The sequence below is a fragment of the Clostridia bacterium genome (assembly GCA_017554615.1).
Taxonomy (GTDB): domain Bacteria; phylum Bacillota; class Clostridia; order UMGS1840; family HGM11507; genus SIG450.
In genome coordinates this window covers 24,664-41,663 of sequence record JAFZHY010000022.1, presented here as the reverse complement: position 1 = coordinate 41,663, position 17,000 = coordinate 24,664, and the positions used below count along the sequence as shown (strand labels likewise).

The window sequence follows — 17,000 nt, the reverse complement described above, 5'->3', positions numbered from 1 at the left end:
CTCCTTTACTATTTGATTAGTTCGTAAACTATTTTTGCACATTCTCCACGGGTAACTGCTCTTTTTGGTTCAAAGTTGCCGTTGCCTGTACCGGATAATACGCCCATATCTTTTAATGTATATACAGCATCTTTTGCATAATCTGAAATTTCAGCATCATCGCCAAAAGCTTCTGTTTCTGCAACATCAGCATTTAAAACTCTTGCAATTATAACTGCGATATCTTCTCTTGTTAAAGAATCGTTGCCACCAAATGTGCCATCGCCTTTACCATTTACTGCACCAGCTTTAACTGCTGCTTTTACATACTGGCTGTACCACATAGAGTCGTTAACATCACTGAATGTGATTTCTTCGTCTGTTAACTCTAAATTAAATGCAAGACATAAGATTTTAACAAATTCGCCTCTTGTAACTGAACGAGCAGGTTCAAAGTTACCATTTCCAGTACCTGTTAAGATACCTTTTTCGTTTAAGTATTTAGTAGGTTCATATGTCCATGAATCTTTAGCAACATCGCCAAACACCTGAACTTTAGATTGTTCAACAATAACATCAACATAATAATCTGATGAAGAACCTTTTCCACCTACGATAGCGCCTAAAAAACCGTCGTTTCCAGAAACAACTATACCGCCGCCACCGCCTTGTGGTTTGTTAGCATCTTTTATAAGTTTATCAAACTTAGTTTTAAGTGCGCTTACTGTTTGGTAAGGGCCCTGGTCAACAAGTTTCTGAACAAATGTTGATTTGTTTTTCAAATCTTCATATTCTTCAATATCAAGTCCTATATCTTCGCCGAAATCTTCGATAACATTTTTAGAAACGGAAACGTTTTCAGGATATGATATTAAGTCTAATATGATATTTGTTTTAATTAATTCAGGAAGTTTACTAAATGTAACATCCTTATTGATTAAAGAAGCATCAAATTTTGCTTTACGCTGGTTTGTAAGCTTAGAATATAAATCTTCTAATTCTGAGAATCCAAATTTTTCAATAATGTATCCTGCAGAAAGCTCAGCACCTTCGTTTAATGTGTTAACTAAAACTGCTTTTTCAAATGCTAAAATAATATCTTCATAATCAGCATCGTCTAAGTCTTCTTCAGTTATAATATCGTAGAATGATTCTATAACATCTTCTTCAGAAAGATAAGAATAAACACTACTATCTAAACCTAAAACATCATAAGATATTGAATCTATAACGCTTTCAATTTTAGCATCTTCATCTAAATCAGAATTAAGTATATCTAAAATTTCGGATGCTGAAGCATTTTTTGCATCAGTATCTGCATATAGACAATCAACTGATTTAATTTCATCGTCTAATACGATATATGCTTTATATGCTGTATCATTATTTGTATCAATTTTAACATCTGATTTCCAGATACCGTTTGCATTTGTTTTAACAACATCGAATGCTGCAAGGATATCTGTCATATCGCCTTCTGCCAAATCGGCATAATCTGTGCCAGGTTTTGTTACAAAGAATGGATAAGAAGCATTTGCTTTTGCCTTACCATAGAATTTAACATTACCATCGTCATCTAAAATATCGTATGTGATTTCTTTTGCTGAATCAACAAGTGTTTTGTCATCAGTTATATTTGAAAGAGATATTTTGTCTGTTAACAATTTTTCTGCATCTGTATCAAAAAGATATGCTTCAACTTTAGCATCGGAAATATTTGCTGGTGTTTCTACGCTATCATAAATCTTTTTAACACCGCTGCCGATTGCTTCAGTTGTGATTTTTGCGAATGTAAGTTCATTATCTTTTTTAACAGTTGAAACTATTGTTGCATTCTTTTCAGAGGTGTTATTATTAGCTAAGATTGCACTTATTTCAAGAGTTTCACTTGCATTAAGTTTTTTATTGCTATATTTGAATTCCCCTGCTGTAAGTTTCCCGTTTTCTGTAATACCTGCATCTTCTAGTGAAACAAGTTCAAATGTATATTCAATTGGACGAACTTTTGAATCTTCTGCAGTAACTCTAAGTATTGCAGTATCTCCAATTCCTTCTGCAGGAATATATTCAACAGTTGAATGACCACTGCTTCTTACATAACTAATTTCAGGAACTTCTCCTTCTTCAACACCGATTTTATATGATGTTTCATCAGGGTTAAATAATTTATCAAGAGCACCGTTTGTAACTGAAACATCTTTTAATTTAGCATCGGTATCTTTTGTGTTTGTTGCATATGAAATATATGTATTAGAAGTTGTAGGCTGTAAACGAGCAATAAAGTTAGTAACAAAGTGTTGGTTTTCACTCTTTGGCATATATACTGCTAAAGTAAATTGTTCACGGCCATTAACAAGCATATTTCTAACTGGTTCTGTAACATCCAACACAATATTTGACGCTGCTGCTGATGGAGCCACGGGAGCCTGATATGTTTTATCAAAAATCAATCTGCCTGTATCAACTAAGTTTGTATACCATGCGTTTGGTTGTATATCACCAGGCTGATATTGTTCTTTAAAATATTCCCAACCTTTCCAACCTTGCCAACTATCATTATATGGTGCTTCATAAGCTGCAAAAACAGAAATATATCCTGTTCCTTCTGCATTAGCTGTATGTTCATAAACAGTTAACTGAAAGTCTTCAAATATATTATAGTCCAGACCTCTGAAGTCAAATCTTAGAATTGTGAAATAATGCTGATCTCTTGTGTTCATTCCATTAAAACCAATTCTTGAGTATTTAGAAGCTTGGTCATTACTAGCTGCAGTAACAAACTCCATATAACCCATAGCATTATTTACACCGTCATTCAATGTTGCAGAGTCTAATATATAACTTGTTTCCATTCCCTGCTTTTCGTGTTTTGCAACGAATTTAAAGGAATAAACTTTTGGTTCTCCGCCATTTACAACGGTAATGGTTGTTGTTTCATTAAAGTCGGAAGCTTTTTCTACTGTAACATCCGCATTTCCATTTGCGAGTTCATATACTACATCAGGTATTGACGCATTTGGCGAAATACCAACCCAATAGTTATAAACGTCTGATCTAAAAGAAGGTATTACTGTCCCTCCTTCAACAGATACATCTAAAATATCAGCAGAACCGGCAGCCATAGCAGGCAGCTGAACCATGCTGAGAATAAATGTAACTGCTAATAAAATTGATAGCCATTTTTTCATTTTAATCTCTCCTTCTGTTTTAATACTTTATAATGACTAATAATGTTAACATTTTTATAATACATCTACGGTTAGTTTACCGCAAGGTGTAAAAATTCCCTTTAACGCTTTAATAATATATTCATCACAATCTGTACCGTAAGTTGTGGTTATTATTCTTTTTGCGCCTTTATATTTTTCAAGCTCATAAGGATTGCCGACGTGGATAATGGCAGATGCTTTATCAAGGTTTGCTTTAATTAAACTTTCTGCTCTTTGTGTAATCGAGTCACTTCCTAAGTAACTTGTTGTTTTACAGAATATGTAGAAAACTGTTTCGTCTGCTTTTGATATAAGGTTGCAGACTTTTTCAATTTCACTCTGGTTTGGAAATTCGTTTATTAAAACTACTTCCGAACCAGGGAATGCTTCCAAGAATTTTTCTTTCTTCTTTAAAACATTTTCTTTAGAATACAGATAACCATCCTGAAGTTCACGGCTTATTCCGACATCCTGATAGGAATTTTCGTGGAACATAACAAACAGTTTCTTACTATTTTCATCTATCTTAGAGGTAACACCATCTTCGTTACCTATAAATATAATACTTTTTTTCTTTGCTTCTTCAACGATATTTTCAAGTTCTTTAGGAACTTCTGATAAAGATGCAGGTTTAGATGCTTTAACCTGTGCTTCAAGTACTCTTCTTACTGCTTCGTTAAGCCTTTCATCTGTAATCACTCCGTCTTCATATGCCTGCATCAGATAATCGAAACTTTCTTTATATGTAAGACGATAGTTAGGAAGCACCATATCGCATCCTGCTTTAATTGAGAGACCTAAACATTTATCTTCACCATAATTCTGAACTATTGCCATCATTGCCAAAGAGTCTGACATTATGATTCCGTCAAAGCCAAGGTTTCTTATAATTCCCAAAACCTTAGGCGATAATGTGGCAGGATAGTCAGGGTCTATCTTTTCAAAAATCTTATGAATTGTCATTATTCCTGACAAGTCCATATTCTTCATAATTTCTATATAAGGTTTAATATCTTTTTCAATAAGTTCTTCTTCGGTATACTGCGATGCTCCTATCTGCATATGAGTATCACACTTAACATCGCTTCCGTCAGGGAAATGTTTAGCAGTAACAATCATCCCTTCGTCCTGAAAGCCTTTAATCATTGCACCTGCAAATTTTGCAACATACTCAGGGTCATCCCCGAAACATCTGCCTATTTTACAAACAGCGCCTTTAACTGCCATATCCAGTACAGGGCCCCATGCAACGTTGACACCGTCTTTCTTTGCTTCTATGGCTGTAACCCTGCCTAAGTTATAGGCAAAATCAAAATCCCCTGATGATGCTATTCCCATCGGATAAGGAAACTTGAATTTACCTGCAGGATAACCGTTTTCCATATCGGCGCAGACAAGAATCGGATAGTCGGCAGTTTCAATCACTTTATGGACAAATTCTTTATAGTCTCCATGAAAAGACATCTGAATTCCGCCAACTGCTCTTTTCTTAACCATATCTAATATAAATTCTTTATCTTTATCATTACAAAAACCTCGCGCACAGATAAGCTGACCTATCTTCTGCTCGAGAGTAAGTTCGTCAAGGTTTAGAAACATAAATGACCACTACTCCATTCTTAGTTATAATACATCATACCATATATGGTATTCCATAGGCATAAAAATTTAGAAACAATATGAACTTTACGAACATCTGGTTGGCAAATTTCAAGTTGACTTTTGGGGGTGGTATATTATATAATAATATAAGATTTGAGGTGGATTTTATGAAAGAAAACTACTATGATATTATTGTGGGCAAATATATTGAAGTTTACAAACCTTCATACACAGGTTTTCAAGATTGGTCTAACAAAAGTACTTCAAATAATTTTGCGCGTCTTGATTTTGTTACATCCGGTCAGATGACTGTTACCTGTGATGGCAAGACTTTTATTGTGTCGAAAAATCAGATATTGATTTTACCAAAGAACAAGATATATTCTATCAAAGTTTTCGGTAATTTTTCATATTATTCTATTTTATTTGACTATGAAACTGAAAATGACGATAACTCTTTCCCATTTCCTTTATGCTTTGAGACAGAGAACACAGACTACTTTATTGACAAGTACAAGGCTGCATATAATTTAAGCATTGTTGAGCCATACGGGTACAAGGTTAAAATAAGAGAAATTCTATACGATATAATTGCAAAGATAAGCGAAGAAAATTACACGAAAAACTTTTTTAACAAGATTTGCTATTCGATAAGAAAATCGGTTGAATATATTGATGTTAATTACAGCGACCCTGAGATTTCCTTAAAGGTTATTGCAGACCAGTCAGGAATTACTGACACACATTTTAGAAGAATTTTCAAACAGTTTTACGGGGTTACACCGATTACTTATATTACCGATTTAAGACTGAAAAAATCGAAAAATCTTCTTTCCACCACTAACTTGTCGGTTGAAGAAATTTCCAAAAGATGCGGATTTAACGAATATACATATTTCACAAAACTCTTTAAGAAACATATTGGAGAATCTCCTAAAAAATGGAGAGATGAAAATAAGACAAAAGATATTGTTTAAATTAAACCCCGAAACAAAGACATGTTTCGGGGTTTTAAAAATTTAAAAGACTTTATTTAGCATAAATCGTTACAATTTGGTTTGCACTCATTTGCATTCATCATACCACAGCCGATAATTTTTTTGGATTTGATTTTTTCCTGAATTTTATCAAGACATTCACCGAATCTCTGGAAGTGGACTACTTCCCTTTCTCTTAAGAATCTGATTACTCTTGTAACATCAGGATTATCACACATTTTTAAGATATTATCATAAGTTACTCTTGCTTTTTGTTCTGCTGCTAAGTCTTCCACTAAATCGGCGATAGGGTCGCCTTTAACACCTATATATTCTGCTTTCCAAGGATTTCCAGATGCAGCAGCAGGATACACGCCTTTTGTATGGTCGATATAATATGCAGCCATTGGGCTGTTTTCAATCTGAGTTGTAGTTGCATTTTTTGTTAGTTGATGGACAATGGTTCCTACCATTTCCAAGTGAGCAAGTTCTTCAGTACCGATATCGGTAAGAAGACCTTTTGCCATATCATCTTTCATTGAATATCTTTGAGACAGATATCTCATAGATGCTCCTAATTCGCCATCAGGACCACCATACTGGCTTACTATAAAGGCTGCAAGTTTAGGGTCCGGATTTTTAATATTTATCGGAAATTGTAATTTTTTCTGATATTCCCACATAATTTAGTTTCCCCTTTCCATTAACAATTTTCCCATGGCCATGGACCGCATATCCATTCCCATGTTTCAAGATTATTATTTGCCGACGGAGTTAGAGGACCAAACATTTTTTCATATTCATAAACAAGTTGTTTTAATTTTTTCTCAAACTTATCAAACATACTTAATGCTTGTTTGCAATCAGGATGAGTATCTAAATAAAGATTTAAATCTTTAAGCACAAAATCTGTTTCTTTTATTTCTCTTAAAAGTCTTTTTCTTGATATCATTTCAGCCATTACACTTATCCTCCTTAACCCCATTTAAATATTCACACATACTAAGGCTTAGTTCAGGAAATAGAGTGCCGCATTCCAATGCTTTTTCAGGAGTGAAGGTATTGAATGTTGTCTGATACGGAACAAAGGCGTATCCTACAATCTGATTAACAAAATCCATTTATATTTCTCCTTTTTTACTTAAAGTTAAAAAGCAGACAGATATAAAACCTGTCTGCTTTATTATATTCTAAAAATCTTTAATTGTTAAATACCGTATCCTAAATCAAACGCTTTTAAGTTTACTTGAAGGAACTTTTCAGGAACTGTTTTTTTAATTATTTCCACCCATTTTTCATAAGGGATATCTGTGCTTTTTGCCATTACACCGATTAACACAACATTAACTGCTTTTATATTTCCCGCTTCTTTTGCAAGTTTTAATGCATCAATTGGAAGCACATCAATTTCGGCTGATAATTTTTCGACAATATTTTCAGGATATTTTGCAACACCTGTTATAACAGGCATAGGGTCGATAGACTGAGTATTAACAATCATTTTACCCCCTTTTTTAAGATAAGGGAGTGCTCTGTATGCTTCTAAAAGTTCAAAGGCAAGGATAATATCCGCTTCCCCTCTGTCGATTATCGGAGAATATACTTTTTCTCCGTATTTAACATAGGTTACAACGCTTCCGCCTCTCTGGCTCATACCATGCACTTCTGATACTTTTACATCATAGCCTTCTTCTATTACAGTATTGCCTAAAATTCTGCTTGCAAGTAAAGTTCCCTGCCCGCCGACTCCGACAATCATTATATTTTTAGTCATATCAGTTATCCTCCTTTTTAATCGCACCAAAAGGACAAACATTTACACACAAACCACAACCGTTACACTGAGACTGGTCGATAACCACCTTATCGTCTTTAACAGTTATAGCAGGGCATCCTAATTTCATACACATTTTGCAGTTTTTACAGTTATCATTTATTTTACAGTGGCCTGTGTATTTAACTGTTTTAAGTAATGCACACGGTCTTTGAGAGATGATAACAGATGGTTCTTCCCTCTCTGTTTCTTCTTTGACAACCTTTTCAAATTCTTTAACATCAAACGGGTCGCATACTCTTATATTATCTATGCCGACTGCTTTGCAAAGTGCTATTAAATTAACCTGCTTTGTTTCTTCGCCACGAATTGTATAACCTGTGGTAGGGTTATCCTGATGGCCTGTCATACCTGTTATAGAGTTATCTAAAATAATAACTGTGTTATTGCCTTTATTATAGACAATATCAACAAGTCCTGTTATACCTGAATGCATAAATGTAGAGTCGCCTATTACAGATACTAATTTTTTATTAAATTCCTTACCTCTTGCTTTTGCCATACCGTGAGCAGCACTTACTGATGCACCCATACAGATAGTTGTATCAACCGACTGAAGAGGAACTGTTGCACCAAGGGTATAACATCCTATATCTCCTGACACAGTTAAGCCTAATTTTTTAAGAACATAGAAGGCTCCTCTGTGAGGGCATCCTGCACACATTACAGGAGGTCTTACAGGTATTGGTTCACTTGCTTGTAATACTTCTGGTTGCTCTTCTCCAAGCACTGCTTTTTTTATCATAGATGGTGTATATTCGCCAAGAAGAGTTAGCATATCTTTTCCGTATACTGTAAGTCCAAGAGATTTACAGTAATCTTCAATAAACGGATCCAATTCTTCTATAACAAATACTTTATCGTGGTTTTTACAGAATTCTTTTATTTTATTTTCAGGAAGAGGATATACCATACCTAATTTAAGATAGTCTGCCTTATCCCCTAACACTTCTTTTGAATACATATATGCGATACCTGCAGAGATAACACCTATTTTGGAATTATTATCTTCAACTACATTCAAATCGCTTTTTTCTGCATATTCTTTTAATTTATTTATTCTTTCTTCAACCACTACATGCCTTTTTATTGCATTACCAGGCATCATAACATATTTTCCGATATTTTTTTCATACGGTTTAATATCTATATTTTCTCTTTCTGATAATTCTACCATACTCTGAGAATGAGATACTCTTGTAGAAAGACGGATAAACACAGGTGTATCCATTTCTTCTGATAGTTTAAATGCAAGTTTAGTAAATTCTTTACATTCAGAAGAATCTGCAGGTTCAAGCATTGTTATTTTAGATGCTTTTGCATAGTGTCTTGAGTCCTGTTCATTCTGTGATGAATGCATACCAGGGTCATCGGCAACACATAACACAAGCCCTCCGTTAACACCTGTATAACTTACTGTAAACACAGGGTCTGCCATAACGTTTAAGCCGACATGCTTCATACAACTCATTGCTCTTGCACCGCCTATGGATGCTCCTATTGCCACTTCCGCGGCAACCTTTTCATTAGGAGACCACTCTGCATATATTTCGTCATATTTTACTATTTCTTCTGTTATTTCTGTGCTGGGAGTTCCGGGATATGAGGCAACCACGTTAACACCGGCTTCATATGCGCCTCTCGCAACTGCAGCATTACCAAGTAATAACTTTTTCATCTATATCTTCCCTTCTATTTTATTTCGTTCTGTTTTGCCACTACGCTTTCACCACAATAAATCTCTCTTAATTTAGGTTTTTCTATTTTACCAGTCGGATTTCTTGGCACATCTGCAAAAATAACCTTATGAGGACGTTTATACCTTGGAAGGTCCATACAAAAATCGTTTATATCCTCTTCTGTTAGTTTTAAACCGTCTTTTATCTGAATTATGGCTGTTGCAATTTCTCCTAATCTTGAATCAGGAAGACCAATAACCGCAACATCGCTTATACTATCGTGTTTTCTTAAAAAGTCTTCTATCTGGACAGGGTAAATATTTTCGCCGCCTGAGATGATAACATCTTTCTTTCTGTCAACAAGGAAAATAAAACCATCTTCATCTTCCTGCGCCATATCCCCTGTGTAGAGCCAACCGTCTTTTAACACTTCGTTGGTTGCATTTTCGTCTTTATAATACGCAGTCATAACACCAGGGCCTTTAACTGCAAGTTCACCGACTTCGCCTTTTTTAACTTCGTTTCTTTCTTCGTCGACAATTTTTGTCTGCCATCCGAAACCTGCTTTACCTATTGCGCCCACTTTATGCTCGTTTTCAACGCCAAGGTGGACACAACCTGGGCCAATGGATTCAGAAAGACCGTAGTTTGTATCATAACTGTGGTTAGGGAAAACTTCTTTCCATCTTTTAATAAGGCTTGGAGGAACAGGCTGTGCTCCTATATGCATAAGCCTCCACTGGCTTAATTCATAGTCTTCAAGTTTTATATCCCCACGCTCAATAGCATCTAAGATATCCTGAGCCCATGGAACTAAAAGCCATACTATTGAACAGTGTTCTTCTGACACTGATTTTAATATCCATTCAGGTTTTATACCTTTTAGAATAACTGCTTTTCCACCCACTAAGAAACTTCCGAACCAATGCATTTTCGCCCCTGTATGATATAGAGGAGGAATACATAAGAACACATCATCTTTTGTCTGAGAGTGATGGTTCTGCTCGGTCATTGCAGAGTGTGTAAGGCTTCTGTGTTTATGGATAATGGCTTTAGGAAAGCCTGTTGTTCCTGATGAGAAATAGATTGCCGCATAATCGTCATCTGTAAGTTTTATATCAGGGTTAAGTTCTGAAAAATATGTAGTAAGTTTATCATAACTTTCTGCAAATGTAGGACAGTCTTCTCCGTGATATAACCATAATTTAACCTTCTTTGATTTAAAGCAGATTTCTTCTACTCTGCCTGTAAATTCAGGACCGAATACAAGGGCATCTGCATCTGCAAGGTCAAGACAATATCTTATTTCTTCGGCTGTATATCTGTAATTTAGGGGAACTGCCATTGCTCCTGCTTTTAATGCTCCAAAATATATAGGCAGCCATTCAAGACAGTTCATAAGAAGTATTGCAACTTTATCGCCTTTTTTTATTCCTCTTGACAATAAAAGATTTGCAAATCTGTTTGCCTTTTTATTAAAATCACTCCAGGTGATTTCCTTTCTGTATGCTTCAGATGGATTAGACTCAATAAGAGAATATTCTCTCCATGTCATACGGGCTTGATTTTCTAATTTAGGGTTAATTTCTACAAGACTTACATCATTAGGATAAAAGTCTGCATTTTTTTGCAAAATATCGGTAATAGGCATTTATTTCTCCCCTTTCTTTTTCTACTTTCCTAAAGATTCTTTTACATGAACTACAACTTCTTTTTCATAGCACATAAACATATTTTCCACTTCGTTTTTATCCATTTTTTTAGTAATCAGACTTACTATCGGAATAACTACAAGACCTGCCACCATTGCACTTACACCACAGTTAATTGGTGATTGCAATATTATAGGGAACGAACTTCTAAAGAACATATTTAAAACCATTATTCCTGAGCCTAAAATAAAGCATACCCAGACTGAAAGTTTTGTTGTTTTCTTAAAGTAAAGTCCGTATAAGAACGGTGCAAGGAATGCTCCTGCCAATGCACCCCATGATATTCCCATCATATCGGCAATATATCCTAATTTATCTTTATTAAGTGCTATAACTGCTGACACAGTAATAAAGATAACTATAAACACTCTCATTATAAAAACTTGTTTTTTATCTGTCATATTTTTAATTATATGACCTTTTATCATATCAAGAGTTAATGTTGAACTTGAGGCTAACACCAATGATGATAAAGTTGACATTGATGCTGACAATACTAAAATTATCACTATTGCAATAAGCACATCGGGAAGGCTTGAAAGCATTGCAGGAATTATAGAATCAAAGCCACCTTCAGGTAAACCGTTTATTACATTTAATTTACCTGAGTAGAGTCTGCCAAAACCTCCTAAGAAGTAGCATCCACCTGCAACCACAACTGCAAATAATGTTGAAATAATTGTTCCTTTATTTATATCATTTTCGCTCTTTATTGCATAAAACTTTTGCACCATCTGAGGAAGCCCCCATGTACCGAGTGAAGTTAATATAACCACAAACATAAGGCCTAACGGGTCAGGACCGAAAAATGAATTATACACTCCAGGAACTGCGTCTTCTACCATAGCAAGACCTTTTAAAGATTCTAAAAAACCACCGTTCTGAGAAAGAACTGTTAAAATAACTGCAACTATACCAATTATCATTATTATTCCTTGAATAAAATCGTTAATTGCAGTTGCCATATATCCACCTGCAATAACATATATTCCCGTAAGAATTGCCATAACTATTACACATACAGAGTAGTCTATACCTGGAAATGCCATTGAAAACAGTCTTGATAAACCGTTATATAAAGATGCTGTATACGGAATTAAAAATATAAATACAATAACAGATGCTGTTATTTTAAGTGGTGTGCTTAAATATCTTTTACCGAAAAATTCAGGCATTGTAGCAGAATGAAGATGCTGAGACATAAGCCTTGTTCTTCTGCCTAATATTATCCACGCCATAAGTGAACCGATAACTGCGTTACCTATACCTATCCAGGTGGATGCTATTCCGAATTTCCAACCGAACTGACCTGCATAACCAACAAATATTACTGCGCTAAAATATGAAGTTCCATATGCGAACGCTGTAAGCCAGGGACCAACTGAACGCCCCCCTAATACAAAACCGTTAACATCGGTTGAATTCTTTCTGCAGATAAGCCCGACTGCTATCATTACTGAGAAGAAAACTATCAGCAATGAAATTTTTAATAACATTTAAATACACCCTTTCAAGTCTTACAAATAAATTAACAAAATCATTATATTAAATCACAATAAAAAAACGCCCTCCGACTAAAACGCTGAGGACGAGATTCTTCCCGTGGTACCACCTCTGTTCACCATGATTTTACAACCATAGCCTTAACAGGTACTATCATACCCTTGTTCTGTAACGGGAACGCCCGGCGCAGCCTACTAAATAAACTTTCGGTACGCAGTTAACAAAATGTATTCAATAATGCTTTGCCATTGCCTTGCACCAAACGGCAACTCTCTGGAGGCTTATACATTACCTACTTGTTTTTGCTCAAACACTTTTAAACATTATTATTTTATCAAAACATTTTGTTAAAGTCAACATTTTTTTACTTTTTGTGTTAATAAAATATATTTATTAAAAGATATTATTTTAATATGCATAAAATTCTTTAAAAATGTAATAATTTCAATGTAGTTTATCATATAATCAAAGTATCATATAGAAATAATTTCAAATATTTATTGACAAACTTAATTTTGTGTGATATAGTAATACCATAATATGTTGACGCGGAGTGGAGCAGCTTGGTAGCTCGTCGGGCTCATAATCCGAAGGTCAGTGGTTCAAATCCGCTCTCCGCAACCAAAAAAAAGCACTTGCAATTTTTGCAGGTGCTTTTTTTAACTAAATCCGTCTTTCGACGAAAGAAATCTGCTAATGCAGATGAAATCACTTCGTGATGAAATCCGACGAAAGTCGGAATATTGAAGACGGATTTAATTTCATCAAAGACCAAAGGCTTTGATTTCATCCAAACTTGTTTGGATTTCATCGTGAACAACGTGAACGATTTCATTAAAATATTTTTATTCTCATAAAACTAAACCCCACTTACAATCTTTATTTCTTCTCCTTTGGTTTAAAAATAAGAGAAACTAAAAATCCGAAAAAGATTGCTGCGGCTATTCCTCCGCTTGTTGCTTCAAGGCCTCCTGTGAATACGCCGAGAAGACCTTTTTTATCTATACCCTCTAACACTCCTTTTCCCAGTGAATATCCAAAACCTGTAAGTGGTACTGTTGCCCCACATCCTGCCAAGTCCACCAATGGCTGATATAATCCCAACACGGTAAGAATTGTTCCTGCCACAACATATATGACAAGTATTCTTGCAGGAGTCAGTTTTGTTAAATCTATGAGTAACTGACCTATAATACAAAGTATTCCCCCAATAACAAATGCCCAGAAATATTCCATCACTATTCCTCCGTTATTTAATAATTTCCACTAAGTGTGCAATACCAGGAATGCTTGAACCCTGCTGAGTAGTTGTTGTACTCATTAATGCTCCTGTTGCAATAAAAAGCACTTTTTTATATTTACCGCATATTATCTGAGGTAATATAAAACTTGTTAGAACACTTGCAGAGCATCCGCATCCGCTTCCCCCTGAATGAACATCCTGAGTTTCTATATCATATATCAAAACCCCACAGTCATTTAAGTTATTTAGTTTATATCCGTTTTTCCTAAGAATATCATTTAAAATCTCAGAACCTATCTTCCCTAAATCTCCTGTAATTATCAAGTCATAACTGTCAGGGTCTTCCTTGGTATCTTCAAAAAATGTGATAATAGTGTCTGCTGCTGCGGGTGCCATTGCTGCACCCATATTATTTGCATCTTTTACACCTAAATCTACAATTTTTCCTGTTGTTAATCTGTTGATATAAGGACCATCTCCTGCATCAGAAACAACGACTGCGCCAGAGCCTGTTACTGTCCATTGTGAAGTTTCCGGTCTTGTTCCTCCGTATTCTAAAGGAAAACGGAATTGTCTTTCTGCTGAACAATAGTGTGATGAGGTTACTGCAACTACATTTTCAGCAAACTCTCCGTCAACAGTCATTGCGGCAAGAGAGAGGCTTTCTGCCATGGTTGAACACGCTCCGTACAAACCAAAGAAAGGTATTTCCATATCCTTGATTGCAAAACTGCTTGACGCACATTGATTTAAAAGGTCGCCCGAAAATATATAATCTATATCGTTTACGGTTAAATTTGCCTTTTTAAGCGCATTTTCTATGGCAGTTTTTACAAACTTACTTTCCGACTTTTCCCATGTGTCCTCGCCGAATTTTGAGTCTTCTAAAATCTTATCAAAATATCTTGCCAAAGGGCCTTCCCCTTCTTTTGGGCCGACTATTGAATAATGGCCTGATATAACAGGTTTATTTTTTAATTCTACTGTTTGTTTGCCTATTTTTTTCATAATTTACTCCTATTTAAAATACCATTCTTGATAAAATTACAAGTAATCCGCATACTATTGATGCAGTTACACCGTAAACTAATACCGGCCCTGCAATTATGAACATTTTTGCACCAAGACCAAGTATATAACCTTCTGATTTAAATTCCAGTGCAGGAGATACGACTGCATTTGCAAAACCTGTTATAGGAACCAATGTTCCTGCGCCTCCAAACTTTGCCATTTTATTATAAAGGCCAAGCCCTGTAAAAAGCGCTCCTAAAAACACCATTGAGATTGATGTAAATGACGAAACTGTTTTTTCGTCAAGTCCGATACTTAACATAAGATTAAAAATAATTTGTGCCACTGTACAGATTAAGCCACCTGTTACAAACGCTTTTAAACTTTTACTTATCAAAGATGAGCCGGGTGTTTTTTCATTTACCAGGTCATTATATTGATTATTTGTTATTTTTTTCATATATTACACTTCCCTTTTTGGTTATTATTATAAAAATATAAAAAAAAATACTGACAAGATTTTCTTGCCAGTATTTTAGTAATAAAATTATTTGCCAAAATTATAGTGAACATGTAATAATTCATGGGTTCTGTTTTTAAGAACTCCATCGTATAAACTTAAAACTGTAGGATTGCTTTCAGAATGTTTAATCTGAGAAACTTTATCTGCATTATATAACCCTTTTGCTCTTTTTACTTTTTCAGGAGTAAAGCCAAGAGGCTGACCTGCTCCACCAACACATCCTCCAGGACATGCCATAACTTCTACAAGGTCATAATATACTTCATTATTTTCTAATTTCTTTAATAATTCCTGAGCATTTTTAAGCCCGTGAACTACTGCGATTTTAATTTCTTTTTCTCCTACATTCAATGTTGCTTCTTTAACTGCTTCCATGCCTCTTACGCCACAGAACTCAATTTCAGCAAGTGCATTTGAAGTTTTTTCTTCGTGGCATCTTCTTATAACTGCTTCAGCAACACCGCCAGTTGTACCAAAGATTACCCCTGCACCACTGCCTATACCGAATGGCATATCAGGTGCTTCTTCTTCAAGTTCGGTAAATCTGATACCACTTTCTTTAATCATTGTTGCAAGTTCCTGAGTTGTAATTACGCAGTCAACATCAGGCACATTATTTCTTGTAAATTCTTCTCTTCCTGCTTCTATTTTCTTAGCAGAACATGGCATTACTGCAACAACATATAAATCTCTGCCATCGTTATTTTTCTCTTCCTTATAGTATTCTTTAAGCACTGCGCCAAACATTTCCATAGGAGATTTACAAGAAGAAATGTTATGACTAAGTTCTGGTTTTCTATGTTCAATAAAGTTTATCCAACCAGGACAGCATGAAGTAAACATTGGGAATTTACCGTTATTTTCAAGTCTTTCAATAAATTCGTTTGATTCTTCAACAACTGTAAGGTCGGCAGCCAAAGTTGTATCAAAAACTTCGTCAACACCCATTCTCTTAAGTGATGCAACAAGTTTTCCCATAACATTTAAGCCTTTATCCATATGGAATTCTTCGCCTATTGCAACACGAACTGCAGGGGCAATCTGGAATACAACTCTCTTATTTTCGTCATGAAGAGCATCCCATACTTTTCCGATATCTCTTTTAACAGTAATAGCACCTGTCGGACACACTGCAGCACACTGACCGCAACCGATACAATCAGTATCGATAATATTTCTGTTAAAAGCAGGGGTAACTTTAAGTTCAGAGCCTCTGTATGCAAAGTCGATAACTCCCATACCCATAATTTCATCACACACACGAACACAGTCGCCGCATAGGATACATTTGTTAAGGTCTCTGTCTATTGCAAGGCTTGTTTCATCTAATGGTTCTATTGTTCTTGTATCGTTAAATCTTACTTTGCTGATACCGAACTGAACTGCAAGTTTCTGCAACTTACATTTTCCGTTGCGGCTGCATATTGTACAATCTCTGCAGTGAGCAGCAAGTAAAAGTTCAAGAATCATTCTTCTGTGTTTTAAAAGTTTTTTGGTGTTTGTTTTAATTTTTAACTGGTCTTTAGGCTCCATTGAACAGGATGCTTCTATTCCTCCCCATTCATTTTCAACAACACACATACGGCAAGCACCGTGAACAGATAATTCAGAATAATAACAGAATGTTGGAATTTCTATACCTGCATTTCTAATAACCTGTAAAACATTTTTTTCTCCGTCAAAAGGCACTCTTCTGCCATCGACATACATAATTCCTTTAGCCATTTA

General features: G+C 35.2%; 14 protein-coding genes, 1 tRNA gene and 1 other annotated feature. Of the genes, 2 read left to right on the top strand and 13 right to left on the bottom strand.

The window, feature by feature from the left end; genetic code table 11:
• Positions 1-8 precede the first annotated feature (8 nt).
• Together IKZ35_04975 and IKZ35_04970 are read right to left on the bottom strand one after the other, a co-directional pair.
• The gene (locus tag IKZ35_04975) at positions 9-3,167 is read right to left on the bottom strand and encodes an S-layer homology domain-containing protein (GenBank protein MBR4893311.1); all 3,159 of its coding nucleotides are present in this window, start codon (positions 3,165-3,167) and stop codon (positions 9-11) included.
• A 54-nt stretch (positions 3,168-3,221) separates the two neighbouring features.
• A complete protein-coding gene (locus tag IKZ35_04970; GenBank protein ID MBR4893310.1) occupies positions 3,222-4,787 on the bottom strand; it encodes a glycoside hydrolase family 3 protein in 1,566 nt (521 codons plus the stop codon).
• Between the two features lie 170 nt (positions 4,788-4,957).
• On the opposite strand from IKZ35_04970, the gene IKZ35_04965 reads away from it, so the two are divergent.
• Positions 4,958-5,767: a helix-turn-helix transcriptional regulator gene (locus tag IKZ35_04965; GenBank protein ID MBR4893309.1), complete on the top strand. Its 810-nt coding sequence runs from the start codon at positions 4,958-4,960 to the stop codon at positions 5,765-5,767.
• A 56-nt stretch (positions 5,768-5,823) separates the two neighbouring features.
• On the opposite strand, the gene IKZ35_04960 is transcribed toward IKZ35_04965, so the two are convergent.
• The 7 genes from IKZ35_04960 to IKZ35_04930 form a co-directional block, all read right to left on the bottom strand.
• Entirely contained in the window at positions 5,824-6,450 is a 627-nt protein-coding gene (locus tag IKZ35_04960) for a manganese catalase family protein (GenBank protein MBR4893308.1), read from the bottom strand.
• Between the two features lie 20 nt (positions 6,451-6,470).
• Positions 6,471-6,719 carry a spore coat protein CotJB gene (locus IKZ35_04955; GenBank protein MBR4893307.1) on the bottom strand — a complete coding sequence of 83 codons (249 nt, stop codon included), beginning with the start codon at positions 6,717-6,719 and terminating at the stop codon, positions 6,471-6,473.
• Between the two features lies 1 nt (position 6,720).
• On the bottom strand, positions 6,721-6,888 hold the full coding sequence (locus tag IKZ35_04950; GenBank protein MBR4893306.1) for a spore coat associated protein CotJA: 168 nt from the start codon (positions 6,886-6,888) through the stop codon (positions 6,721-6,723).
• Positions 6,889-6,974: 86 nt separating this feature from the next.
• Positions 6,975-7,541, bottom strand: a complete 567-nt coding sequence (locus IKZ35_04945) for an indolepyruvate oxidoreductase subunit beta (protein MBR4893305.1) — start codon at positions 7,539-7,541, stop codon at positions 6,975-6,977.
• A gap of 1 nt (position 7,542) precedes the next feature.
• Positions 7,543-9,279, bottom strand: a complete 1,737-nt coding sequence (gene iorA, locus IKZ35_04940; GenBank protein MBR4893304.1) for an indolepyruvate ferredoxin oxidoreductase subunit alpha — start codon at positions 9,277-9,279, stop codon at positions 7,543-7,545.
• 14 nt (positions 9,280-9,293) lie between these two features.
• Positions 9,294-10,931 (bottom strand): acyl--CoA ligase, encoded by a 1,638-nt coding sequence (locus IKZ35_04935; protein MBR4893303.1) that lies wholly within the window; start codon positions 10,929-10,931, stop codon positions 9,294-9,296.
• Positions 10,932-10,952: 21 nt separating this feature from the next.
• Complete coding sequence (locus tag IKZ35_04930) at positions 10,953-12,488, bottom strand: sodium:solute symporter (GenBank protein ID MBR4893302.1); 1,536 nt, start codon at positions 12,486-12,488, stop codon at positions 10,953-10,955.
• Between the two features lie 85 nt (positions 12,489-12,573).
• Positions 12,574-12,815 (bottom strand) — a binding site (T-box leader).
• A 227-nt stretch (positions 12,816-13,042) separates the two neighbouring features.
• Here IKZ35_04930 and IKZ35_04925 point away from each other — a divergent pair.
• A tRNA-Met gene (locus IKZ35_04925) sits at positions 13,043-13,119 on the top strand.
• A gap of 255 nt (positions 13,120-13,374) precedes the next feature.
• Here the strand turns inward: IKZ35_04925 and spoVAE are convergent.
• The 4 genes from spoVAE to IKZ35_04905 form a co-directional block, all read right to left on the bottom strand.
• On the bottom strand, positions 13,375-13,731 hold the full coding sequence (gene spoVAE / locus IKZ35_04920; protein MBR4893301.1) for a stage V sporulation protein AE: 357 nt from the start codon (positions 13,729-13,731) through the stop codon (positions 13,375-13,377).
• A gap of 13 nt (positions 13,732-13,744) precedes the next feature.
• Positions 13,745-14,746, bottom strand: coding sequence for a stage V sporulation protein AD (spoVAD, locus tag IKZ35_04915; protein MBR4893300.1), 1,002 nt, complete (start codon positions 14,744-14,746; stop codon positions 13,745-13,747).
• A gap of 13 nt (positions 14,747-14,759) precedes the next feature.
• On the bottom strand, positions 14,760-15,209 hold the full coding sequence (gene spoVAC / locus IKZ35_04910) for a stage V sporulation protein AC (GenBank protein MBR4893299.1): 450 nt from the start codon (positions 15,207-15,209) through the stop codon (positions 14,760-14,762).
• Positions 15,210-15,296: 87 nt separating this feature from the next.
• The gene (locus IKZ35_04905; protein MBR4893298.1) at positions 15,297-16,997 is read right to left on the bottom strand and encodes a [FeFe] hydrogenase, group A; all 1,701 of its coding nucleotides are present in this window, start codon (positions 16,995-16,997) and stop codon (positions 15,297-15,299) included.
• Positions 16,998-17,000 lie beyond the last annotated feature (3 nt).